At 66.4% G+C, this 20,664-nt stretch carries 25 protein-coding genes; 17 read left to right on the forward strand and 8 right to left on the reverse strand.

Annotated features, from left to right (window positions below):
• Positions 1 to 203: 203 nt before the first annotated feature.
• Positions 204 to 665 carry a CopD family protein gene (locus O6Y00_RS13550; protein WP_353443125.1) on the reverse strand — a complete coding sequence of 154 codons (462 nt, stop codon included), beginning with the start codon at positions 663 to 665 and terminating at the stop codon, positions 204 to 206.
• A complete protein-coding gene (gene hemE / locus O6Y00_RS13555) occupies positions 662 to 1,711 on the reverse strand; it encodes a uroporphyrinogen decarboxylase (RefSeq protein ID WP_353443338.1) in 1,050 nt (349 codons plus the stop codon). The genes O6Y00_RS13550 and hemE overlap by 4 nt, the downstream gene beginning before the upstream one ends.
• Before the next feature lie 328 nt (positions 1,712 to 2,039).
• On the opposite strand from hemE, the gene O6Y00_RS13560 reads away from it, so the two are divergent.
• The 11 genes from O6Y00_RS13560 to O6Y00_RS13610 all read left to right on the forward strand — a co-directional run bounded on the left by O6Y00_RS13560 (position 2,040) and on the right by O6Y00_RS13610 (position 9,532).
• Complete coding sequence (locus tag O6Y00_RS13560) at positions 2,040 to 2,873, forward strand: pyruvate, water dikinase regulatory protein (RefSeq protein WP_353443126.1); 834 nt, start codon at positions 2,040 to 2,042, stop codon at positions 2,871 to 2,873.
• Complete coding sequence (locus O6Y00_RS13565) at positions 2,870 to 3,460, forward strand: Maf family protein (RefSeq protein ID WP_353443127.1); 591 nt, start codon at positions 2,870 to 2,872, stop codon at positions 3,458 to 3,460. Before O6Y00_RS13560 ends, O6Y00_RS13565 begins: the two co-directional genes overlap by 4 nt.
• Positions 3,461 to 3,709: 249 nt before the next feature.
• Positions 3,710 to 4,531 (forward strand): shikimate dehydrogenase family protein, encoded by an 822-nt coding sequence (locus O6Y00_RS13570; protein ID WP_353443128.1) that lies wholly within the window; start codon positions 3,710 to 3,712, stop codon positions 4,529 to 4,531.
• Positions 4,528 to 5,103, forward strand: a complete 576-nt coding sequence (gene coaE / locus O6Y00_RS13575) for a dephospho-CoA kinase (RefSeq protein ID WP_353443129.1) — start codon at positions 4,528 to 4,530, stop codon at positions 5,101 to 5,103. The genes O6Y00_RS13570 and coaE overlap by 4 nt, the downstream gene beginning before the upstream one ends.
• A gap of 15 nt (positions 5,104 to 5,118) precedes the next feature.
• A complete protein-coding gene (gene dnaQ, locus O6Y00_RS13580; protein ID WP_107964309.1) occupies positions 5,119 to 5,811 on the forward strand; it encodes a DNA polymerase III subunit epsilon in 693 nt (230 codons plus the stop codon).
• Positions 5,812 to 5,872: 61 nt separating this feature from the next.
• On the forward strand, positions 5,873 to 6,484 hold the full coding sequence (hpf, locus tag O6Y00_RS13585) for a ribosome hibernation-promoting factor, HPF/YfiA family (protein WP_353443130.1): 612 nt from the start codon (positions 5,873 to 5,875) through the stop codon (positions 6,482 to 6,484).
• A 102-nt stretch (positions 6,485 to 6,586) separates the two neighbouring features.
• Positions 6,587 to 7,054 carry a PTS sugar transporter subunit IIA gene (locus O6Y00_RS13590; RefSeq protein ID WP_353443131.1) on the forward strand — a complete coding sequence of 156 codons (468 nt, stop codon included), beginning with the start codon at positions 6,587 to 6,589 and terminating at the stop codon, positions 7,052 to 7,054.
• Between the two features lie 125 nt (positions 7,055 to 7,179).
• On the forward strand, positions 7,180 to 7,647 hold the full coding sequence (locus tag O6Y00_RS13595; RefSeq protein WP_353443132.1) for a PaaI family thioesterase: 468 nt from the start codon (positions 7,180 to 7,182) through the stop codon (positions 7,645 to 7,647).
• Positions 7,644 to 7,970: a DUF1491 family protein gene (locus O6Y00_RS13600; RefSeq protein WP_353443133.1), complete on the forward strand. Its 327-nt coding sequence runs from the start codon at positions 7,644 to 7,646 to the stop codon at positions 7,968 to 7,970. Before O6Y00_RS13595 ends, O6Y00_RS13600 begins: the two co-directional genes overlap by 4 nt.
• Before the next feature lie 153 nt (positions 7,971 to 8,123).
• On the forward strand, positions 8,124 to 8,786 hold the full coding sequence (locus tag O6Y00_RS13605; RefSeq protein WP_353443134.1) for a cell wall hydrolase: 663 nt from the start codon (positions 8,124 to 8,126) through the stop codon (positions 8,784 to 8,786).
• Positions 8,787 to 9,022: 236 nt separating this feature from the next.
• Positions 9,023 to 9,532, forward strand: coding sequence for an MmcB family DNA repair protein (locus tag O6Y00_RS13610; RefSeq protein ID WP_353443135.1), 510 nt, complete (start codon positions 9,023 to 9,025; stop codon positions 9,530 to 9,532).
• A gap of 139 nt (positions 9,533 to 9,671) precedes the next feature.
• On the opposite strand, the gene O6Y00_RS13615 is transcribed toward O6Y00_RS13610, so the two are convergent.
• A complete protein-coding gene (locus tag O6Y00_RS13615; protein WP_353443136.1) occupies positions 9,672 to 10,280 on the reverse strand; it encodes an ankyrin repeat domain-containing protein in 609 nt (202 codons plus the stop codon).
• A gap of 78 nt (positions 10,281 to 10,358) precedes the next feature.
• On the opposite strand from O6Y00_RS13615, the gene O6Y00_RS13620 reads away from it, so the two are divergent.
• The 3 genes from O6Y00_RS13620 to O6Y00_RS13630 are packed head-to-tail and all read left to right on the forward strand — an operon-like array spanning position 10,359 to position 12,075.
• Positions 10,359 to 10,940, forward strand: coding sequence for an SCO family protein (locus tag O6Y00_RS13620; RefSeq protein WP_353443137.1), 582 nt, complete (start codon positions 10,359 to 10,361; stop codon positions 10,938 to 10,940).
• Entirely contained in the window at positions 10,937 to 11,371 is a 435-nt protein-coding gene (locus tag O6Y00_RS13625; RefSeq protein WP_353443138.1) for a YcgN family cysteine cluster protein, read from the forward strand. The genes O6Y00_RS13620 and O6Y00_RS13625 overlap by 4 nt, the downstream gene beginning before the upstream one ends.
• Positions 11,372 to 11,397: 26 nt before the next feature.
• Complete coding sequence (locus O6Y00_RS13630) at positions 11,398 to 12,075, forward strand: M48 family metallopeptidase (protein ID WP_353443139.1); 678 nt, start codon at positions 11,398 to 11,400, stop codon at positions 12,073 to 12,075.
• Here the strand turns inward: O6Y00_RS13630 and O6Y00_RS13635 are convergent.
• Genes O6Y00_RS13635 through O6Y00_RS13655 form a run of 5 tightly spaced genes read right to left on the reverse strand, consistent with a single transcriptional unit; the run spans position 12,048 to position 17,621 of the window.
• Positions 12,048 to 14,267: a transglycosylase domain-containing protein gene (locus tag O6Y00_RS13635; RefSeq protein ID WP_353443140.1), complete on the reverse strand. Its 2,220-nt coding sequence runs from the start codon at positions 14,265 to 14,267 to the stop codon at positions 12,048 to 12,050. The genes O6Y00_RS13630 and O6Y00_RS13635 overlap by 28 nt on opposite strands.
• Positions 14,268 to 14,312: 45 nt before the next feature.
• Positions 14,313 to 14,723 (reverse strand): peptide-methionine (R)-S-oxide reductase MsrB, encoded by a 411-nt coding sequence (gene msrB / locus O6Y00_RS13640; protein ID WP_353443141.1) that lies wholly within the window; start codon positions 14,721 to 14,723, stop codon positions 14,313 to 14,315.
• 53 nt (positions 14,724 to 14,776) lie between these two features.
• Positions 14,777 to 15,865 (reverse strand): NAD(P)/FAD-dependent oxidoreductase, encoded by a 1,089-nt coding sequence (locus tag O6Y00_RS13645; protein WP_353443142.1) that lies wholly within the window; start codon positions 15,863 to 15,865, stop codon positions 14,777 to 14,779.
• Entirely contained in the window at positions 15,844 to 16,548 is a 705-nt protein-coding gene (locus O6Y00_RS13650) for a methyltransferase domain-containing protein (RefSeq protein WP_353443143.1), read from the reverse strand. The genes O6Y00_RS13645 and O6Y00_RS13650 overlap by 22 nt, the downstream gene beginning before the upstream one ends.
• Complete coding sequence (locus O6Y00_RS13655) at positions 16,545 to 17,621, reverse strand: type III polyketide synthase (protein ID WP_353443144.1); 1,077 nt, start codon at positions 17,619 to 17,621, stop codon at positions 16,545 to 16,547. Before O6Y00_RS13655 ends, O6Y00_RS13650 begins: the two co-directional genes overlap by 4 nt.
• Before the next feature lie 457 nt (positions 17,622 to 18,078).
• Between O6Y00_RS13655 and O6Y00_RS13660 the strand changes: the two genes are divergently transcribed.
• From O6Y00_RS13660 to O6Y00_RS13670, 3 genes are all read left to right on the forward strand, one after another.
• Positions 18,079 to 18,708 carry a MarR family winged helix-turn-helix transcriptional regulator gene (locus tag O6Y00_RS13660; protein ID WP_353443145.1) on the forward strand — a complete coding sequence of 210 codons (630 nt, stop codon included), beginning with the start codon at positions 18,079 to 18,081 and terminating at the stop codon, positions 18,706 to 18,708.
• A 451-nt stretch (positions 18,709 to 19,159) separates the two neighbouring features.
• Positions 19,160 to 20,107 carry a hypothetical protein gene (locus tag O6Y00_RS13665; RefSeq protein ID WP_353443146.1) on the forward strand — a complete coding sequence of 316 codons (948 nt, stop codon included), beginning with the start codon at positions 19,160 to 19,162 and terminating at the stop codon, positions 20,105 to 20,107.
• A gap of 26 nt (positions 20,108 to 20,133) precedes the next feature.
• Positions 20,134 to 20,607 carry a hypothetical protein gene (locus O6Y00_RS13670; protein WP_353443147.1) on the forward strand — a complete coding sequence of 158 codons (474 nt, stop codon included), beginning with the start codon at positions 20,134 to 20,136 and terminating at the stop codon, positions 20,605 to 20,607.
• Positions 20,608 to 20,664: the final 57 nt, after the last annotated feature.

The raw sequence follows: 20,664 nt of genomic DNA on the forward strand, positions 1-20,664 counted from the left end.
CTGGGCGAAACGAGTCTGGCAAGACACGACCGGGCAGGACGCCAGGAGGCCGTGTTGGGAGAAGGGGTTAGAATTGGGGGGCGGGTTAGTCAAGCGGAGACGGGAACTCCGCTTTCGCCGTTCCCCTGCGAACGCAGGGGCCCAGGATCACAAACGCGATCGCCTGTAACCCTGGGCTCCTGCGTTCGCAGGAGAACGCCCGGTCAGAACGGCTTGACGATCACCAGCACGACGATCAGCGTCACCGCCAGCGCAGGCACCTCGTTCAGCATCCGCAACTGCTTCCCCGCCAGCGTCGGCTTCCCCGCGGCGAGCTTCTTCGCATAGCCAACCGCCCAACCGTGATATCCCGTCAGCAGGAACACCAGCAGCAGCTTCAGGTGCAGCCATCCCAACCCCGGCGCACCGTCCGCCAGCCCCAGGTTCAGCGCCAGTGCGATCCCCAGCACCCAGACGACGATCATCGCCGGTGTCAGGATAATGTGGCGGATCTTGCTCTCGCGCTCGACCCAGTTCGCCGCCTCGCCCGTGTTGCCGGCCGCCAGCGCCTCCTGATGATACACCAGATAGCGCGGCAGCATGAACAGCCCCGCCATCCAGAAGATCACGAAGATCAGATGCGCCGCCTTCACCCAGTCGTAGGCCGCGCCGAGAAAACCGCTCATGTCGTGCTCCTTACGCGGGCGATCAGCTGCTCGACATGCGCGATGGGTGTGTCGGGCAGGATGCCATGGCCGAGGTTGAAGACGTGCGGCCGCTCGACGAACGCCGCCAGGATCCGGTCGATCGCCGCATCGAGATCCGCCCCGCCAGCGATCAGCGCGAGCGGATCGAGATTGCCCTGCACCGGCATGTCCGCAGGCAACGACGCGTGCGCCCAGACCGGATCGACGGTCTCGTCCAGCCCGATCGCATCGACGCCCGTCTCGCGTGCATAGGTCGGCAGCTTGCCCCCTGCCCCCTTCGGAAAGCCGATCACCGGCACACCGGGACACCGCGCATGCAACCGCTCGACGATCGACGCGGTCGGCGCGATCACCCAGCGCTCGAACTGCGCAGGCGACAGCGACCCCGACCAGCTGTCGAACAGCTGCACCACGTCGACGCCCGCCTCGACCTGCCGCGCGAGATACTCGACGGTGTTGTCCGCGATCGCATCGATGATCGCACCGAACGCCTCCGGGTCGCGATACGCGAAACGCCGCGTCTCGGACTGATCCTTGCTCCCCTTCCCCGCCACCATATAGGTCGCGACCGTCCAGGGAGACCCCGCAAAGCCCAGGAACGTCGTCTCGGGAGGCAAGGCAGCGGCGACCTTCGCGACGGTGCCGTAGACCGGCTCCAGCCGCTCCATCACGGGCTGCAACCGATCGAGCGCATGGTCGACCAACGCCGGCTCGAGCCGTGGCCCCTCGCCGACCCCGAAGCTCAAATCCTGTCCGAGTGCCCATGGGATCATCAGGATGTCCGAGAACAGGATGGATCCGTCGAACCCGAACCGACTAATCGGCTGGAGCGTGACTTCGGCCGCCGCGTCAGGATCGGTGGCGAGCGCGAGGAACCCGCCCTTCTGGGCGCGCAATTCGCGATACTCGGGGAGATACCGCCCCGCCTGCCGCATGAGCCACAGCGGCGGCACGGCCTGACGCTCTCCGCGAAGGGTCGCCAGGAGCGGCTTGAAGGCAGGCGTATTGGGGGTCGGATCGGTCAGCGGAGCACCCTTCTTCTACTATAAGAAGATTCTAGAAATAGGTTGTTGCAGTGGTTGGGCGGTTGAACCCGGGACTTATGCGGTGATCCCGGAAATGCCAACAGCTTGACCCCTCGGCACGCCCACAAACGCGCTGATTCGATTCAAGGCTCCCCGTTACCCACAGCCTGTGGATAAATTCCGCCCCTGTGCGCGGGCGTGTGGATAGAATGGGTGTTATCCACGGCACACCGGTCGCTTGGCGAGGGGGATGAGTTACGCTAGCCCTTCTCCCCATGTTATCCACAGATCCACGCCCAGGGACCCCGTCGCTGGGGACAAGATGCCGATGATCCGGCTTCACCTTCACCTGCTGTCGGACTCGACCGGCGAGACGCTGGAGAACATCGCGAAGGCGGCGCTGGCGCAATATGACGACGTCGAGACGGTCCGCCATTTCTGGCCGATGGTACGGACCGAAGCGCATCTCGAACGCATCCTCCAGGAGATTGCGCAGAACCCGGGGCTGGTCGTGTTCACGCTGGTGAACCCCGCGACGCGCCGGATTCTGGAGCAGCGGTGCCTCGCGTTAGGGTTGCCAGCAGTGGCGCCGCTCGACCCGGTCAACGACGCGCTTTCCGGCTTGCTCGGGCAGCAGGCAAAGGCGCGACCTGGCCGCCAGCACGTGCTCGATGCCGCGTATTTCGCGCGCGTCGACGCGATCCAGTGGACGATCGCGCACGACGACGGGATCGCTTCGGAAGAATGGGAGGAGGCCGATATCGTCCTGGCGGGCGTATCGCGTTCGTCGAAGACGCCGACCTCGATCTATCTCGCCAACCGCGGCTACAAGACCGCGAACATCCCGATCGTTGTGGAAAGCCCACCACCGCTGAACCTCTACAAGCTCGCCAACCCGCTGATCGTCGGCCTCACGACCAGCGCCGACCGGTTGATCCAGGTGCGCCGCAACCGGTTGCTGTCGCTCAACCAGCAACCCGACACGTCCTATGTCGAGGAGGAAGCGGTGATGCGCGAACTGGCCTTTGCGCGCCGGATGTTCGCCGACAATGGCTGGCCGGTGATCGACGTCACTAGGCGTTCGATCGAGGAAACCGCGGCGGCGATCATCGCGCTGTGCAACCAGCGGCGGACCGACGCCGTGACGCCGGAGGAAGCATGAGCCTTATCCTTGCCTCGCAAAGCGCCTCGCGTCGCGCGATGCTGACCGCTGCCGGTGTGCCGTTCGAGGCGACCTTCGCCGGCGTCGACGAGGATGCAGCCAAGGCGGCGCTACGCGACCTGTCGCCCCGCGATCTCGCCGATGCACTGGCCGAACTGAAGGCGCTGAAGGTCTCCGCGAGAATGCCCGGCTATCTCGTCCTTGGCAGTGACTCGCTGGTCGCACTGGAAGACGGCACCATCCTCGACAAGCCCGTGGACCGAGACGATGCGGCGGCGCATCTGCGGCTGATGTCCGGCAAGCGCCACGACCTCTGGAGCGCCGCGGTCATCGCCGAGAACGGCCAGGCGATCTGGCGCCACGTAGAGCGAGCCAAAATGCACGTCCGCCCGCTGTCCGACGCGTTCATCGAAACCTATCTCGATGCGGAATGGCCTGCGATCGCGGGCTGCGTCGGCTGCTACCGGATCGAAGGCCCGGGCGCGCAACTGTTCGCCAGGATCGAAGGAAGCCAGTTCACCGTACTCGGCATGCCGCTGCTCAACGTCCTCGATTTCCTCCGCGTACGCGGCGAGCTGCCGGCGTAACCCGAAGCGCTCAATCCTCCCCCGCCAGGGGGAGGTGGCTGGCTCTTGCCAGACGGAGGGGGCGGCATGCGACACGTTTGTGCCGTGTCCTCCCCCTCCGTCACCTTCGGTGCCACCTCCCCCTTGCGGAGGAGGATTGGAGGAGGGTCGCGCATGGCAATCCGCCCGCGCTAGACTAAACAATGTTCACCCGCGAAGGCGGGTGCCCAGACTGGATCCCCGCCTCCGCGGGGAAACACGGAGCTACGAATGACCCTAGCCGCCCGTCCCTATGCAGAAGTGATCGGCGATCCGATCGCGCAGTCGAAATCGCCGCTGATCCACGGCTTCTGGCTAGACGCGCTCGGGATCGACGCGGAATACCGCCACAAGCTCGTCACCGCCGCGGACCTCCCTGCCTATTTCGCCGAACGCAAAGCCGACTTCGCCTGGCGCGGGTGCAACATCACGATGCCGCACAAACTCGCCTCGCTCGACCATGTCTCCGACCCCGGCAACGTCCGCGGGACGATCGGCGCGATCAACACGGTGTTCCGCAACCAGGCGGGCGACTGCATCGGCACTAATACAGACGCCGCCGGATTCTGGGCTCCGATCGACGACCTCGACATCGCCGGCCAGCCCGTCACGGTAATCGGCGCGGGCGGCGCAGCCCGTGCGATCCTGTTCGCGCTGTCGCGAATGGGTGTCGGCCCCGTCACCATCCTCAATCGCAATCCGCTCAAGGGCGCGGCGCTGCTGTCGACGTTCGGCCTTAAGGGTCAGGCGCTCCCCATCGGCCCCGCTGCCCCGCCCTCGCGCCTGCTCGTCAACGCCAGCGTACTCGGCATGGCCGGTCAGCCTCCGCTCGACATCGATCTCGGCGCGCTCGAGCCGGACTCGCTGGTCTACGACATCGTCTATTCCCCGCTCGAAACCGGCCTTCTGAAAGCGGCGCGCGCGCGCGATCTTGAAACCGTCGATGGTTTGGAGATGCTGATCGGCCAAGCGGCAGTCGCGTTCGAGATATTGTTCCACGTGGAACCACCGCGCGATCGCGACGACGAACTCCGCGCGTTGCTGACAAAATGATCATCGGCCTCACTGGCTCGATCGGCATGGGCAAGTCGGCCGTCGCCGCGATGTTCGCCGACGAAGCCGTTCCCGTGTTCGACGCCGACGCAACCGTCCACCGACTGCAAGGCATCGGCGGGCGACTCGTTCCCGCCATCGAAACCGCCTTCCCCGGCACCACCGGCAACGGCGCAGTCGACCGCGCAAAACTCGGCGCAGCGGTGTTCGGCAACGACGCCGCGATCAAGCGGCTCGAAGCGATCGTCCACCCCGCCGTTGGCGAAGAACGCGCCGCCTTCCTCGCAAAACACGCCGGCCAGAGAGTCGTCTTCGACGTCCCCCTCCTCTTCGAGACCGGCGGCGACCGCAACGTCGACGTGATCGTCGTCGTCTCCGCCGCCCCCGACGTCCAGCGCGCCCGCGTTCTCGCCCGTCCCGGCATGACCGCGGAGAAGTTCGTCGCGATCCTCGCCCGCCAGACCCCCGACGCCGAGAAACGCACCCGGGCGGATCACGTCATCCACACCGACACCAGCTTCGACGCAACACGCGCGCAAGTCCGGGCGGTGCTTGCATCCTTGGAAATCTGAGCCGATACCATCGGGATGCGTGAGATCGTCTTCGATACCGAAACCACCGGCCTCAGTTTTTCCGGCGGCGACCGCATGGTCGAAATCGGCTGCGTCGAGATGCTCAACCGGGTCGAGACCGGCCGCACCTTCCACGCCTATTACCACCCCGAACGCGACATGCCGGTCGAGGCATTCAACGTCCACGGGCTTAGCCAGGCATTCCTCTCCGACAAGCCGAAGTTCGCCGACGCGGTCGAGGATCTGCTGGAATTCGTCGGCGACGCGCCGATGATCGCGCACAATGCCGGCTTCGATTTCTCGTTCCTTAACGGCGAGCTGACCAAGTGCGGCCGCCAGATCATCCACATGAAGCGGATGGTCGACACGCTGCAGATCGCGCGCAGCCGTCATCCCGGCGCCAAGCATTCGCTCGATGCGCTCTGTTCGCGCTTCGGGATCGATCGCAGCCACCGCGTCCTGCACGGCGCGCTGCTCGACGCACAGTTGTTGGCACAGGTCTATGTCGAGCTGATGGGCGGTCGTCAGATCGGCCTCGGCCTGCTCGGCGATACCGGCAGCACCGCCGCGACTCCGATCGTCGCACAGGCGCCTCGGGTCGTTCGCCCAGCCCGCGTTTTCGCGGTGAGCGAGGGAGACCTTGCGGCCCATGCTGCGTTTATGAAGGGGATCAAGGATCCGATTTGGGGGGCCGTGGCGTCCGGATGACGCTGGCAGGGTGGAGCCAATAGGACCGCCCGAAGACTGTAACGCCGACAAGGAGACGACAATGGATATCCGGATTTCTGGTCATCAGGTTGACACGGGCGAAGCACTCAACAGCCACGTGGAAGACCGACTCCAGGGTATCGCCGACAAGTATTTCTCACGCGCCATCTCGGCCGAGGTCACGTTCGGCAAGGGCCCGCACGACGCCGGCTTCAAATGCGACATCGTCTCGCACGTGATGAAGGGCCTCGTGATCAAGGGGCATGGCGACGCCTACGACGCGCGCGCCGCGTTCGATGCCGCCGCCGCCAAGATCGAGACTCAGCTCCGCCGCTACATGCGCCGCCTGAAGGATCGCCACGCTGGCGAAGCGGTCGCGATCGCTGAGAGCAATGGCTACGACAATGCCGGCTACACGCTGTTCCAGGAAAGCATCGAGGAAGACGATGTCGCGGATGCACCGCTGATCATCGCCGAAACGCGCGTCGATATCCCCGAGGCGAGCGTCTCGGATGCGGTGATGATGCTCGATCTGCGCAACACCGCCGCGCTGCTGTTCAAGAATGCGGGCACCGGCGCGCACAACATGGTGTACAAGCGCGGCGACGGCACGATCGGGTGGGTCGAGCCACAGCGCGCCGCGTCGATGGGCGCGGCCTCGCCTCCCCAGTAAGAAAGGTCCATAAAGGCGCGCGTCTGACGGCCGCGCCTTTACGCCCCCGCGCAACCCGCTAAGGCGGACGCGCGCGGGGGCGTCTCGAGACACATGAAGACCATGACCGATTTCAGCGATTTGCTGCGTCCCGACGCAGTGCAGACGGGCGTGATCGCCACCAACAAGAAGGCGGCGTTTCAACACATCGCAGCCATCGCCGCCGAGATCGTCGATGCGGATCCCAGGCTGATCGCCGATCGGCTGGCTGCGCGCGAGAAGCTCGGCTCGACCGGGTTCGGCGGCGGCGTCGCGATCCCGCACGCCAAGCTCGAAGGACTTGCGCAGGTAACCGGTGTCTTCGTGCGGCTTGCACAAGCGGTCGATTTCCAGGCGGTCGACGATCTCCCCGTCGATCTCGTCTTCATGCTGCTGTCCCCCACCGACGCCGGTGCGGTCCATTTGAAGGCGCTTGCCCGCGTCTCGCGGCGGCTCCGCGACCGGGCATTCCTCGATAAACTGCGTGGCGCCGGTTCGCCCGACGCGCTTTACGCGCTGTTTACCGCCGACGAGGTGCGCGATGCCGCGTGAGGCCGTCCCCTCCCCCGTCATCCTGACAAAAGTCAGGACCCAGGGTACCAAAGGACAGCCCTTCATGACTCTGAATCCTGACTTTCGTCAGGATGATGGTCGTGGGCTGGCCGCGAGCGAAACAAATGTCTGACACCCCAAACACAGCCGGCGCAGACGCGCATTTCCGCGCACTGGAGTCGCTGTACGCGCAGGCGCCGATCAACCGCCTCTTCGACTCGTCGCTCGAAATTCCCGAGGCCGGCGTCGCCCGCATCCATTTCACGATCGACGAGCGCCACTATCACGCCGGCGGCGCGGCGCACGGCACGAGCTATTTCAAGATGCTCGACGATGCCGCGTTCTATGCGTCGAACAGCCTCGTCACCGACCGCTTCCTGCTGACGACCGCGTTCAACCTGCTGCTCACCCGTCCGCTGAAGGTCGGCCCGGTGATCGCCGAAGGCCGCTGGATCAGCGGCAAGCGGCGCGTCTTCGTCGCCGACGCGAGACTGATCGACGCGGACGGTGAAGAGGCGGCGCGCGGCACGGGCACGTTCATGCGCTCGCGGATCGCGCTTGCCGGCCTGCCCGGATACCGCAGCGCAGCATGAGCAATCGGCTGCCCAGCGCGATGCTCGTCAGTGCGCTGCTGCGCCGCGTCAATGACGCCGGCGGCTTCGGCGCGGTGATGGCGAAGGGTGACGCGCAAGGCGGCGCAATCTTGGTCATTGCGGTCGACAAGAATGCCCCGCCGCGCCTGCTGGAGCGCGGAATCGGGCCGGACGGACGGACGACATTGATCGATTCGACTCCGGCCGAAGACCTTGACGGCTATTGGCGACGGCGGCGCGCGCGCGACCCCGATTTGTGGGTCGTCGAGGTGGACATCGCAGCGGCGGAACGGTTCGCCGCTGAAACGATCCTGAACGATTGACTCGAAAGCCCCCCCAATGGAGGGGGATTGCAACATTGATTGGCGTTGTGCTGGTACGGGTGCGATCCGGATCGGTTACGCAGTCGGGGGGATGCCTGGACGATCGGCTTGTACGATCGCTTCCACGGTCCAACCGCACCTGAATAAGTTTGAATGACGATTTTGCAGCGGGCCGCGACGATCGCAGCCATGACGTTCTCTCTCGCCGGCCTGCTCGGCAACAGCGCACCCGGCCATGCCACCGGGATCGACAAGCCAGCGGTCAATCTCACCGCTCTCGCCAATCTAAACGCCCTCTCCCCGCAGAATGTTCCGCAGATCGCTCCAGTTGCCACGACCGTCGCACCTGTCGAGACGAACGCCGAGAACGCTGCCGCAGTTAGCCCTGCCGTTGCAGAAGCCGAAGAATTCGACACGCTCGCCCAGGCCGTTGCCGCGCAGGATGGCGCCGCCGCCGACGACGCGCTCCAGTGCCTTGCCGGCGCGATCTATTTTGAGTCGAAGGGCGAGCCGCTGACCGGCCAACTCGCAGTCGCCGAAGTCATCATCAACCGCGCCAAGTCGGGTCGTTTCCCCGCCGACGTCTGCGCCGTCGTCAAGCAGCGCGGCCAGTTCAGCTTCGTCCGTGGTGGCCAGATCCCCACGATCAACGCCGGCACCGCCTACCGCACCGCGATCGCGGTCGCCAAGGTCGCGCTCGCCGATGCGTGGAACAGCCCTGCCCAGAAGGCGCTGTATTTCAACACTCCCGATCGCCGCCCCAGCGTCCGCGCGATCAAGGTCGCCTCGATCGGCAACCACGTCTTCTACCGCTGAGCCTGAGCGGCGGTTCCAAGCCAAACCTTATCCCTTTCCCTTCTTCCCTCCCCCGTTCGCCCAGAGCGAAGTCGAAGGGTATGCCCCAAGGGCAGGTGCTTCGACTTCGCTCAGCACGAACGATGATGGGGTTGGGGACGGCGACGGCGACAGCGACGGACCAGAACTCCCCTGATACCACGACCACGATCCGTGAATGAGCTTGCCTCGTTCGCGGATTGTTCTATTTCTGCGCCATGCTCGACATGCCACCGGACTCCTGCATCGACAAACCCGGATCGCCCCCGGATGCAATGCTGTGCGCCGCCGACGTGGCGCGCGGCGTGATCCGCATGTTGCTCCGTCACGACCTCACCGCGATGACCGAAGTTCCGCTCGACGGCGGTCGTCGCGCCGACCTGATGGCGGTCGACGCACGCGGCCAGATCGTCATCGTCGAGATCAAGGTGTCGCGTGCCGACCTGCTCGGCGACGGTAAATGGCCCGATTATCTCGGCCATTGCGATCGCTATTTCTGGGCGGTTCCGGCGGGGTTCGACGTCGGGCCGCTGCACGGTCCTGCGTTCCTGCCCGAGCGCACCGGGATCATCATCGCCGACCGCTACGACGCGGCGATCGTGCGCGAGGCGCATACCACCCCCCTCCCCGCGCACGTCCGCAAGCGGTGTACGCTGGCGTTCGCCCGGCGCGCGGCGCGGCGGTTGATCGCGCAGATGGACCCCGACGCGGACGGGTTGGCATTTTGAAACGGAATCCTCCCCCGCCAGGGGGGGGTGGCTGGCACTTGCCAGACGGAAGGGGCGGTACGGGTAACCGCTGTTCCGTGCCCTCCCCCTCCGTCACCTTCGGTGCCACCTCCCCCTGGCGGGGGAGGATCAAAGACGATCAGAACTTCGGACCCGACACCGCCTTCTTCACCTTCTTCGGCGCATCGGCCAGCATCTTCGTCACCACCGGATTGCGCCCGTCCTGCTTGGCGTAATCGCGTGCCGACATGCCCGCCATGATATCCGCCTGGTCGGGATCCGCGCCTTCGGTCAGCAGCGTCCGGATCATCACCACGTCGCGTCGCTGCACGGCGCGGATCAGCGGGGTCTCCCCCGCCGAATTGCCCAGGTTCGGGTTCGCCCCCGCCGCAGTCAGGATCGAGATCATGCCGGCCTGCCCCAGCGTCACCGCCAGCAGCAGCGGCGTGTTGCCCTTGCCGTCGCGCAGGTTCGCATCGGCCCCTTTCTGCAGCAGGAAGCGGAGATACACTTCGTCGCCGCGCTTGATAACGATGTGGAGCGCGCCCTCCCCGGTCGTCACGTCGCGCGTATTGATGATGTTGCTCCCGGGCCTTCCAAGCATCTCGAGCACGTCGTTGTTCTTGGCATCGCGCACCGCGGAGAGGAACTTGTACCCCTCCGACTGTCCTTGCGCGAACGCGGGCGCCGAGACGCACGCCAGCGCGGGCGTCAGGAGGGTAGCGGCGAGGATCAGGCGAATACGCATCGAGAGGCTTCCTTGGTTCGTCCTGGACAGGGGCGACGCTTGCGCCGCAGTCGCTAACAGATCAAGGCTGGCGGCATCATGAACATCCGTTTCATCCTCTTCGGTGCACTCGCCCTGGCGTCGTGCGACACCTCCCAGCCCCCCGCAAGACCGCCGCTCGAGGGGGCCCGGATCGGCGGCGCCTTCACGCTGACCGATCAGAACGGGCAGACCGTCACCGAGCGTAATTTTGCCGGCAAATACCGCATCATGTATTTCGGCTATACCTTCTGTCCCGATGTATGTCCGACGGATGTCCAGGCGATCGGCGCCGCGGTGAAGAAACTCGAGACGAGCGACCCCGCGCTGGCCGCGAAGATCGTCCCCGTCTTCGTGACCGTCGACCCGGCGCGCGATACCCCCGCCGTGCTCAAGCAGTTCGTCTCGGCGTTCCACCCGCGCATGGTCGGTCTCACCGGCACCGACGCGCAGATCGCCAGGATCAAGACCGAGTACGCCGTCTATTCCAGCAAGGGCGACGCCTCCCCCGGTGGCGGCTACCTCGTAAACCATTCGCGCCAGGCCTATCTGATGAGCCCGGACGGCAAGCCGATCGCCTTGCTGCCACAGGAACAAGGGCCCGACGCGGTGGTGACGGAAATCAAGCGCTGGGTGCGATGAGCGCGCGCTTCTGGGAAGATACGCCGATCGACCAGCTCGATCGCGGCCAGTGGGAAGCCTTGTGCGATGGCTGCGGCAAATGCTGCATTCACAAGCTCGAGGACGAGGATACGGGCGAGCTCGTGCCGACCAACGTCTCGTGCCGGCTGCTCGACCGCCGCAGCGGGCAATGCTCCGATTACCGCCACCGCCACGCCTATGTTCCCGAATGCGTGCGGCTCACGACCGGCAACGTCCGCGGGATCGACTGGCTGCCCTCGACCTGCGCGTACCGCCTGCGCGCGGCCGGCGAGCAATTGCCCGAATGGCATTACCTCGTCTGCGGCGACCGCGAGGCGGTCCACCGTGCCAAGCAATCGGTGCGCGGCTGGACGATCAGCGAGGACGAGGCGGGCGACCTCGAATACCACGTGATCGAGCGCGAGCTCTGATCCGGTGATCGCCCGGTGATCGCCCGATGATTGAGGGTCTGGAGATCGTCCGTCATCCGCGCGCGCGGCGCGCGCGTCTGACGATCGATCCTGCGAGTGGCAGGGCGCGCCTCGTCCTCCCCAAGCGAGCGGCCCTCAAGCAGGCGCTGGCCTGGGCGGAGGACAAGGCCGGCTGGATCGCCGAACAGCGCGCGCTGCTTCCCCAGCCCCGCCCGTTCGTCCCCGGCGCCGTCCTGACGGTCGCCGACGAGCCGCTGACGATCGACTGGGCTCCCGGCAGCCGCCGGACCGTGCTCCGCGAAGGATCGGTCCTGTCGCTGTCCGGTCCGCCCGAAACCATCGCGCGCCGCGTCGAGGCGTGGCTGAAACGCACCGCGCTCGCCGTGCTCGAAGCCGAAACCGCGGAATATGCCGCCAAGGCGAAGGTGAGCGTGGCGCAGGTCGCGGTCGGCGACGCGAAAGGCCGCTGGGGCAGCTGCGCGTCCAGCGGCATCATCCGCTACAGCTGGCGGCTGATCCTTGCGCCGAGCTGGGTCCGCCGCGCCACTGTCGCGCACGAGGTCGCACACCGAGTCCACATGAACCACGCGCCGGTCTTCCACGCGCTGGTCGAGCAGCTGTACGGTGAGGACCCTACTCCGGCGCGCGCGTGGCTACGCACGCACGGGGCGGAACTTCACTGGTTCGGGCGCCCATCCTCGTAGCGGCCATCCTGATAACGGCCATCCTGGTTGCGATCGCTCTGATAGCGGTCGGTCTGGACCCGATCGCGTGGCACGTCGCGCGTTAGCGGCTGCCGTCCGGCCGGCTGGTCCCGAGGCTGATCCCGCCCGGTGACCCGGTTGATCCAGTCCTGATTCATCTGCTGCGGCGGTGCAGCCGGAGCGGCCTGCGTCGCATCCGGCTGGTCCGCATCCGGCCGCGGGATCGTGTCGCCGGTCTGCGCATCGGTCGGTACCGGCGGTGCGCCCTGCTCGATCGGATTGCCGTTCTCGTCGACCATCATCTGGCCATTGTCGGGCTGGCCGAAATAGCTCTCTTCGTCAGGCTCGAGCTGCCATTCGGGCAACGTCACCTGCGTATCGAACTGCTCGATCGGGCGGCTTGCGGTGGCGGGTTTCATGAACGCCGCCCACGCCTTGGCCGGCGCGGTGCCGCCGTGCAGCCCGGCGATCGGCTTGGCATCGTCGCGGCCCATCCACACGCCGGTGGTGATGCCGCTCGAGAAGCCGAGGAACCAGCCATCCTTCGACGCAGTGGTCGTGCCGGTCTTGCCCGCGACCGGACGACCGATCTGCGCGGCGCGGCCGGTACCGGTGTTCACCGCGGTCTGCAGCAGGTCGGTCATCTCGGCGGCGACATAGGGCGCGACCAGCACGTGGCTGCGGTCGACCTCGTGCGTGTAGATCGTCTGGCCATTGGCCGTGACCCGCGTGATCCCGTACGGCGTCACCGCGACGCCCTTGTTGGCGACCGACGCGAACGCGCGCGTCATGTCGATCACGCGGACCTCGGACGTGCCCAGCACCATCGACGGATGCACGTTGACCGGCGTGGTGATGCCGAACCGCCGTGCCATGTCCGCCACCGTGTTGAAGCCGACCTCCTGGCCGAGTTTCGCGGCGACGGTGTTGAGCGAATAGGCGAACGCAGTCCGCAACGAGACCGCGCCGGAATTGCGCCGCGAATCGTTGCGCGGGCTCCAGCCCTGGATCGTGACGGGTTCGTCGACGATCGAATCCTCGGGCTTGTGCCCCGCCTCCAGCGCCGCGAGGTACACGAACAGCTTGAACGACGAGCCCGGCTGGCGGACCGCCTGCGTCGCGCGGTTGTAGATCGACGAGACGTAATCCTTGCCGCCGACCATCGCGCGCACTTCGCCGCCGCGATCGAGCGCGACCAGTGCGCCCTGCGCTCCGGAAGGCACGTTCGCGCGGATCGCATCGTCCGCCTGGCGCTGCATCGTCAGGTCGAGCGTCGTCCAGACTTCGAGCGGTTCGGTCGTCTCGTCGATCAGCGTATCGAGCTGCGGCAGCGCCCAGTCGGTGAAATACCGCACGCTGTTCTGCTTGGGCTCGGGCGCGAGCTTCAGCCCCGACACGTCCGCGTCGGCGGACTGTTCCGCCGTGATCGCGCCGGTCTCGCGCATCGTCTCCAGCACCACGCCTGCACGCCCGACGGCGGCTTCGGCGTCCGCGGTGGGCGAATAGTTGGACGGTGCCTTGACGAGTCCGGCGATGACCGCCGCCTCGGCAAGGCTCAAATGATCCGCGCCGTGGCCGAAGAACTTCCGGCTCGCCGCGTCGATTCCATACGCGCCGCCGCCGTAATAGACCTTGTTCAGATAGAGCTCGAGGATTTGGTCCTTGCTGAACTTCCACTCAAGCGCGAACGCCAGGATGCCCTCGCGGAATTTGCGGCCGAACTTCTTCTGGTTGTTGAGGAACACCGTACGCGCGAGCTGCTGGGTGATCGTCGACCCGCCTTGCGTCCAGTGGCCGCGGTCGAATCGCACCTTCACCGAGCGCGCGACGCCGATCGGATCGATGCCGATATGCGAGCGGAAGCGGCGATCCTCGACCGACACGGTCGCGTCGCGCATTACCTGCGGGATCTGGTTGTATGGCAGCCACTCGCCGAAGCTCGGCCCCATCGAGACGATCACGGTGCCGTCCGCGGCATGCACGCGGATCATCTGGCCATTGGGCGACGATTTCAGGCTGTCGAAGCTCGGCAGCTGCGACATCGCAACATACACCGCGATCGCGAGCGCACCGAGCGCGAGCACGCCGATCCCGATGCAAATCTGCAGGGAGACGACCAACCGGCGACGCCAGCGAGACGCCGGGGCAGACGGGGGCCGACGGGACGGTGAAGCAGAACGCGTACGGGCCATGTGGCGCGAAGAATTACGCGTTCCGTCCCTACCCTACAAGCGCGATCAGGCCGCGGCGTTCGCTTTGCGCGGTCGGAATTCGAGCGACAGCGAATTCATGCAATACCGCTGCCCGGTCGGCGGCGGACCATCGGGGAAAACATGCCCCATATGGCTGTCGCAGCGTGCGCACCGCGTTTCAATGCGCGTCATGCCGTGGCTGCGATCGGCGTGATCGGTGACCGCGTCGGGGCCGATCGGCTGCGTGAAGCTCGGCCAGCCCGAACCGGAATCATATTTGTCCGCGCTGTCGAACAGTTCGTTGCTGCACGCCGCGCACCGATAGATGCCATCGGCCTTGTTGTCGTTGAGCACCCCGGCGAACGCGCGTTCGGTGCCCGCCTCGCGCAGCACGTGATATTGCTCGGGGGTGAGGCGCTGGCGCCATTCGGCTTCGGAAAGATTCAGCTGGTCCATGGTTCGAATCTCGTGCTGGCGGGACGGATTGCAAGATGGCGGACGACCGGAGTCTAGATGTGGCCTATCCTTGTCGCACTCGCGATCACCTGGATCAAGGCGGGGCGCAGCAACGGGAGCAGCCATGCCGCGCGGCTGTTCTCGGCGACCTGGCGGACGATGCCGGCGATGCCGATCGGGCGCGCGAGGCGACGCGCGAAATCCTCCTGCCAATGGGCGGCGGCGTTCGTCCCGCCTTCGACATAGGCATTGGCCGCGGCGACTCCGCTGGCGAGCGCGATGCCCATGCCCTCGCCCGCGAGCGACGGTATGACACCGGCCTGATCGCCGAGCCGGAACAGCGCGTCCGCGCCTTCGCGTTGTCGCCAGCCATAGGGGACGTTGGCGATCGCATCGATCGTCGCGGTGCCATCGATCAGCGCGACCCATTCGCCGAGCGCCGGCATTTCGCGGCCCAGCGCCGCCAGCAACTCTGCGGGCGATCCGGCCGCCTGGAGGCGGGAGCGATGCACCGCGAGGCACAGGTTCGCGGTGCCATCCTCCTGCATCGCCAGCCCGGCATAGCCGCGATCGAACAGATGCAGCTCGATGCCCCCGTCGAGCGACCGGCGCAGCGCGGACGACGGGGCGATCCTCACGCGGAGCCCGAGCGTCGGATCGTCGCCGCGCGCCGCCTCGGGGCGTGCCATCCCGCGAACGTCGTGCTTGCCGCTGGCGAGGAACAGCGCGTCGGGGGCGAAGGTCGCGCCATCCGCGGTGCGAACCGTCGTGCCGTCGATCTCGCGCACGCTGACGCCGCGTTCGACCGGCGTGCCAAGCCGCTCGGCTTCGGCCAGCAGCACCGTATCGAGCCGCCGGCGCGTCACCGACACCGCGGGATGCGGCAGCGCCGCCTCCGCGCGCCGCGTACCGGCGTAAATCCGCGCGCGCGTTACCCGCGCCGGGTTGAGCGCATCGGCATCGATCCCGAGCCCGGCGAGCGTCTCCAGCGTCCGCCAGCTCAGGAACCCGCCGCAGATCGCATCACCCGTATCCCGCGATCGCTCGACGAGCAGATGCGGTCGCCCCGCGCGCGCGAGCTGAATCGCGGTCGCGGACCCGGCGAGCCCGCCGCCGACGATCAGCGCAGGCGTTCGACGCATAACCGGAACGGAAAGACGCGGCTCACGGTCGCCTGGGATATCCCCGCCTCGGCGAGGATCGGCGGCCATTCGTCGGGGCGATAGCTGCGCGCGATCGACAGCGTGCCGTCGTGCCGCACGATCCGGTGCCAGCGCGCGACCGTTGCAAGAATCGGGAACCCCCAATGCGCGAAGCCGTGGCGGTGGAGGTCGTTGACGAACCACCCGGCGCTGGCATGGGCCTCCATGAAGCGCAGGAACGCGACGAGCTGGTCGTGAGTCATGTGATGCGCGACGAGGCTGCTGACGATCACGTCCCACGGCTCATGCGCAAGGTCGGCATAGTCGCCGGTGACGTAGCGGATCGCCCCGCTGCTCGCCCCGCCGCTGGCCCCGCCATGCGCCCGCGCCGCCTGTTCGCTGCGCGGGTTGAGGTCGACCCCGACCAGCTCCGCCTCGATGCCTTTGGCCTCGGCCCAGCGCGCGATCCGCCGCAGCATGTCGCCGTCGCCGAAACCCACGTCGAGTAACCGGACGCGCTTCCGCCCCTTGATCGCCCGGTCCAGGAAATCGAGTGTCGGCCGCCGCGCCATCGTCACGGTGTTGACCGTCGCAAGATCGCCGACCACGTCCGCGTACGTCGCCGAGTCGAGATCGTCGGCGTCCATCAGCTCTTCGGCCTGGGAGCGCACGGCGAGGCTCATGCCGCGCTCCGGAATCCGAAGCCCTCCGCTGCAAGCCCCGGCCCGAACGCCAGCGCGACGCCTCGCCCGATTTTAGGCCCCGCTAGCAGGCGCTCGAACACGAACATCAGCGTCGCCGACGACATGTTGCCGTTCTCCGCCAGCACCTGCCGCGACGCGTCGAGCGCCTCGGGTTTCAGTTGCATCGCATGCTCGACCGCGTCGAGGATCGAGCGTCCGCCGGCATGGACCGCCCAGCCGTCGATCGTCTCGGGGGGCTGGCCGTCGCTGACGATCGTCCGGAATGCGGTATCCGCCAGCGCGGTCGCGATCCGCGCGGGGACTTCGCCCGACAGATGCATCGCGAACCCGGCATCGGTGACGTCCCAGCGGATCAGCATTTCGGTATCGGGCAGCGCGGCGGCGAACGGCGTGCCGAGCTCGAACCCGGTCGCGTCCGCGGTGACCAGTGCGGCAGCGGCGCCGTCGCCGAACTGGAGCATCGCCAGCAACGGCTCGATATCGGTGGCCGGCTGGAGGTGCAACGTCGAGAGCTCGACCGTCACGACGAGGACGCGTGCGTGTGGCTCCGAGCGGACGATGTGGCGTGCGCTGCGCAACGCGACGACCGCCGCGTAGCATCCCATGAAGCCGATCAGCAGCCGCTCGACGCTCGGCGAGAGCCCAAGCCGGCGTGCGATGATCTGGTCGATGCCGGGCGCGACGAAGCCCGTGCAACTCGCCACCACCAGATGCGTGATCCCCTCGACCGCGATTTCCGTCCGCAAGGCTTCGATCGCGCGGATCGCGAGATCGGGCGCGTGCTCGGCGTACAGCGTCATCCGCGCGGCGGTGCCGGGATGCGGTTCGGCGGCATAGAAGCCCGCGGCGTCGACCGGCGAGCCCCCGTCGGCGGTCGGCGGCAGCACCGACCAGCGATGCGCGATGCCCGACCGCGACGCCATCCGGTCGAACACCTTGGTCGCGCGCGCATCGGTCCGCGCGCGCGCCCACGCTATGAAGGCGTCGTGGATGTCGTGATCGGGCACGGCAGTGCCGACGGCGTTCAGAAAAACGGGCTGAGAAGCAGGCATCGAAGCGGGCACGAGATCCTTTCGTCCGTGCGGAATGGCACGCGGTTCAACCGATTAACGCACGGTCGGCGATAATAGACGTCGCCGACCCCAATAATCCGCATGTCCAGCAGCGAGAAACCGCTAACCGATACGCCGAACCGATACGCCGAACCGGACGATCGTGTCGCGCGCGGCAGGCAATCTCCAGCAGGACAAGGACCAGACGCCTGTGAATCGGACGACTCGCGGTAGCGGGCTCAGGGTTGCGATACGCGACGGAGTGGATCGCGCAATAGTGCGGCTCCGGTTTGCACCGCCACAACTATCCGATAGAGTATGTCCAGTGAAAAGCATCATATTGGGACAGGTAAAACCATAATGAACCAATCGTCCCATAACATCGATCATGATCGTCACCGGAAAGATAGACTTTGTGCGGATCGATCAACCGAAAAGACACTTATTTTCAAAGGATATGGTTGAATTTGCAGCAAAGAAGCGGACAATGCGCTGGGACATGGCGAATAGCAGGTCCGGCGACGAAACCGCGCGATCGGGCGGACCGTGCGATAGCGACATCACGTCGCGGGCACGCAAGCTCGGCCGGTCGGCGGAATATCAATGGGGGCAAGGGGAGCCTTTGGTGAAAAACGAGTCCGTAGTCGAACTGATCAAGGATCTGACCGCCAAGCTGTCCGCAGTGGCCGAGGAGTTTAACGGGCGTGCCGCACAGGCGGTCGAACCCGTCATTCCCGGCGACGAACCGAGTGAAGCCGCGCTGGTCGATCATGCCAGGTCCGTCCTGATCCAGCGGCGGATGCGTCGCCAGTTCCTGCCCGGCGAACTGTTCCACGAACCCGCCTGGGATATGCTGCTCGCGCTGTTCGCCTCGCGCGACGATCGGCTGCCGATGAACATCAAGGCACTGGTCAGCATGTCCGATGCGCCGGTCACCACGTCGCAGCGCTGGATCGAGCATCTCCACAAGCTGAAACTGATCGATCGCGTCATCGACCCGACCGATCGGCGCCGCGTCGAGATATCGCTCAGCCATAGCGGCGATCAGGCCATGAAAGCCTATCTGCGCGCGCTCGTCCGCCAGTAACCCGGCACTACTTCGCGCATTCACGGCCGGCAGACTGGTCTGAACCGTCGCGTGACCGGAAATCCCGGCATCCTCCGCCAGTGTCCCTGCGCGCCGCCGACGCACGACCCCGAGTGTCGGCGAGCCTTTGCGCACGTCGGCCTGCCCGGCCTCTCTTTCCGGTCGATCGCATAAAACCGAAACGGACGCCCCAGTAGAATAGTCGAGCCATAATGCAATAAAACGCCACTGTGACCGATAAATCCATGAATTCGTCCGCGAACCGGATCTGATTTTATTAATCATCAAAACATCATGACATATGCTCGTTTTGATTTTGTAGTATTTGATTAAGCCACATCGGACATTTTGGGCCCCATCGAAGGATTGGGGGCATATGTTGATTCGGCCGTATTCAAGGTTTGCAGTAAAGAGCGCGCCGTATCGGCATGCGTTTGCGGCCTTGTCGGACATGGCCGTGTTTCGCGCAGCTCCGGTCGGCATCGCCGGTGCCGTCCTGGCTGTCCTCCTGCCGCAACCCGCACTTGCGCAGACGCGGGCGGGCACGCCGATCGTCAACACCGCGGGGCTGCGCTACGATGTCGATGGCGAGAGCCGGTCGACGGCCTCGAATACGGTGACGATCATCGTCGCCGAGCGGCTCGACGTGGCGCTGGTGCGCGATGGGCGCGGCGCGATCGTCGTCACGCCGCAGCCGACGGCGATTCCCTTCACACTGACCAATCTCGACAATGGCGACGAGGCTTTCGCGCTGGCGGCTACCCTCTCGCCGGGTCCGTTCGTGGTGCAGGCGCTGGTGATCGATGCGGACGGCGACGGGCTTTATGATCCGGCGAAGGATCTTGCCCCGGTCGACGGCAGGACGCCATCGCTCGCGCCCGGCCAGTCGATCAAGCTGCTTGCGATCGTCGTCGCGTCCAGTCCGGGCGCCACCGCCGACGCCGTGCTGACGCTGACCGCGCGATCGATCACCGGGTCCGGCGCCACCGGCGACGCCTATCCCGGCCTGGGCGACGGCGGCGGCGATGCGGTCGTCGGCCCGACCGGCGCGCTGGCCAGCGTCACCGTCCCGCTCACCACCGCGCTTGCCGGCCCGGCGCTGATCAAGAGCCAGTCGGTGCGCGCCGCCGACGGATCGCAGAACGCGGTGCGCGATGCGGTCATCACCTACACGCTCGAAGCGCGCTTCACCGATGCCGTCGGCGGCGCGCGCATCGTCGATCCGATCCCGCAAGGCACCAGTTTCGTGGCCGGCAGCCTCACGCTCGATGGCGCGCCGCTGACCGATGCCGACGACGGCGATGCCGGCCGCTTCGACGGCGCCGCGATCGCCGTCGCGCTCGGCCAGGTCGCCGCCACCTCGATCCACACCGTCCAGTTCAAAGCCAAGATCCAGTGACCCTGATTTTTAGGAGGAGCATTACCATGATCACGCGTCCCATGATTGCCGCCATCCTGGCGACCACCGCCGCCGTTGCGCCCGCTGCCGCGGGGCCGCTGCAGGTCACCAGCAGCATGCTGGTCGAAGCGCGCAGCGCCGCATCCGACGGGACCACCCGCGTCACGCTGGTGAAGCCGTCCAAGGTCACGCCGGGCGACAAGGTCATCGTCGTCCTCGCCTATCGCAACACCGGGGCACAGCCGCTGGCCAACGTCGTGCTGGCCAACCCGCTGCCCCGTTCGATCGCCTATCGCTCGGCCAATCCGGGCTCGCCTGCGCCCGAGGTCTCGGTCGACGGCAAGACTTTCGGGTCGCTTGCCGCCCTCAGCGTCCGCAGCCTCGACGGCAGCACGCGTGCGGCGAGCCCCAACGATGTCACCAGCGTCCGGTGGCGCCTCGCGAGCCCGATACCGGCCGGCGCGCAAGGCCAGTTCGCGTTCCAGGCCGTCCTGAAATGACCTCCTCCCACCACCACGCCTGACCACTCAAACACGCTATCACGCAGAAGGAAGACC

The sequence above is a fragment of the Sphingomonas faeni genome, from assembly GCF_040407565.1.
Classification (GTDB): domain Bacteria; phylum Pseudomonadota; class Alphaproteobacteria; order Sphingomonadales; family Sphingomonadaceae; genus Sphingomonas; species Sphingomonas faeni_F.

What these genes read in the sequence shown, in the direction of transcription:
- O6Y00_RS13550 (WP_353443125.1), bottom strand. Translation starts at nt 665, where the DNA reads ATGAGCGGTTTTCTCGGCGCGGCCTACGACTGGGTGAAGGCGGCGCAT.
- O6Y00_RS13560 (WP_353443126.1), top strand. Translation starts at nt 2,040, where the DNA reads ATGATCCGGCTTCACCTTCACCTGCTGTCGGACTCGACCGGCGAGACG.
- O6Y00_RS13565 (WP_353443127.1), top strand. Translation starts at nt 2,870, where the DNA reads ATGAGCCTTATCCTTGCCTCGCAAAGCGCCTCGCGTCGCGCGATGCTG.
- O6Y00_RS13570 (WP_353443128.1), top strand. Translation starts at nt 3,710, where the DNA reads ATGACCCTAGCCGCCCGTCCCTATGCAGAAGTGATCGGCGATCCGATC.
- coaE (WP_353443129.1), top strand. Translation starts at nt 4,528, where the DNA reads ATGATCATCGGCCTCACTGGCTCGATCGGCATGGGCAAGTCGGCCGTC.
- dnaQ (WP_107964309.1), top strand. Translation starts at nt 5,119, where the DNA reads ATGCGTGAGATCGTCTTCGATACCGAAACCACCGGCCTCAGTTTTTCC.
- hpf (WP_353443130.1), top strand. Translation starts at nt 5,873, where the DNA reads ATGGATATCCGGATTTCTGGTCATCAGGTTGACACGGGCGAAGCACTC.
- O6Y00_RS13590 (WP_353443131.1), top strand. Translation starts at nt 6,587, where the DNA reads ATGACCGATTTCAGCGATTTGCTGCGTCCCGACGCAGTGCAGACGGGC.
- O6Y00_RS13595 (WP_353443132.1), top strand. Translation starts at nt 7,180, where the DNA reads ATGTCTGACACCCCAAACACAGCCGGCGCAGACGCGCATTTCCGCGCA.
- O6Y00_RS13600 (WP_353443133.1), top strand. Translation starts at nt 7,644, where the DNA reads ATGAGCAATCGGCTGCCCAGCGCGATGCTCGTCAGTGCGCTGCTGCGC.
- O6Y00_RS13605 (WP_353443134.1), top strand. Translation starts at nt 8,124, where the DNA reads ATGACGATTTTGCAGCGGGCCGCGACGATCGCAGCCATGACGTTCTCT.
- O6Y00_RS13610 (WP_353443135.1), top strand. Translation starts at nt 9,023, where the DNA reads ATGCTCGACATGCCACCGGACTCCTGCATCGACAAACCCGGATCGCCC.
- O6Y00_RS13615 (WP_353443136.1), bottom strand. Translation starts at nt 10,280, where the DNA reads ATGCGTATTCGCCTGATCCTCGCCGCTACCCTCCTGACGCCCGCGCTG.
- O6Y00_RS13620 (WP_353443137.1), top strand. Translation starts at nt 10,359, where the DNA reads ATGAACATCCGTTTCATCCTCTTCGGTGCACTCGCCCTGGCGTCGTGC.
- O6Y00_RS13625 (WP_353443138.1), top strand. Translation starts at nt 10,937, where the DNA reads ATGAGCGCGCGCTTCTGGGAAGATACGCCGATCGACCAGCTCGATCGC.
- O6Y00_RS13630 (WP_353443139.1), top strand. Translation starts at nt 11,398, where the DNA reads ATGATTGAGGGTCTGGAGATCGTCCGTCATCCGCGCGCGCGGCGCGCG.
- O6Y00_RS13635 (WP_353443140.1), bottom strand. Translation starts at nt 14,267, where the DNA reads ATGGCCCGTACGCGTTCTGCTTCACCGTCCCGTCGGCCCCCGTCTGCC.
- msrB (WP_353443141.1), bottom strand. Translation starts at nt 14,723, where the DNA reads ATGGACCAGCTGAATCTTTCCGAAGCCGAATGGCGCCAGCGCCTCACC.
- O6Y00_RS13645 (WP_353443142.1), bottom strand. Translation starts at nt 15,865, where the DNA reads ATGCGTCGAACGCCTGCGCTGATCGTCGGCGGCGGGCTCGCCGGGTCC.
- O6Y00_RS13650 (WP_353443143.1), bottom strand. Translation starts at nt 16,548, where the DNA reads ATGAGCCTCGCCGTGCGCTCCCAGGCCGAAGAGCTGATGGACGCCGAC.
- O6Y00_RS13655 (WP_353443144.1), bottom strand. Translation starts at nt 17,621, where the DNA reads ATGCCTGCTTCTCAGCCCGTTTTTCTGAACGCCGTCGGCACTGCCGTG.
- O6Y00_RS13660 (WP_353443145.1), top strand. Translation starts at nt 18,079, where the DNA reads ATGGTTGAATTTGCAGCAAAGAAGCGGACAATGCGCTGGGACATGGCG.
- O6Y00_RS13665 (WP_353443146.1), top strand. Translation starts at nt 19,160, where the DNA reads ATGGCCGTGTTTCGCGCAGCTCCGGTCGGCATCGCCGGTGCCGTCCTG.
- O6Y00_RS13670 (WP_353443147.1), top strand. Translation starts at nt 20,134, where the DNA reads ATGATCACGCGTCCCATGATTGCCGCCATCCTGGCGACCACCGCCGCC.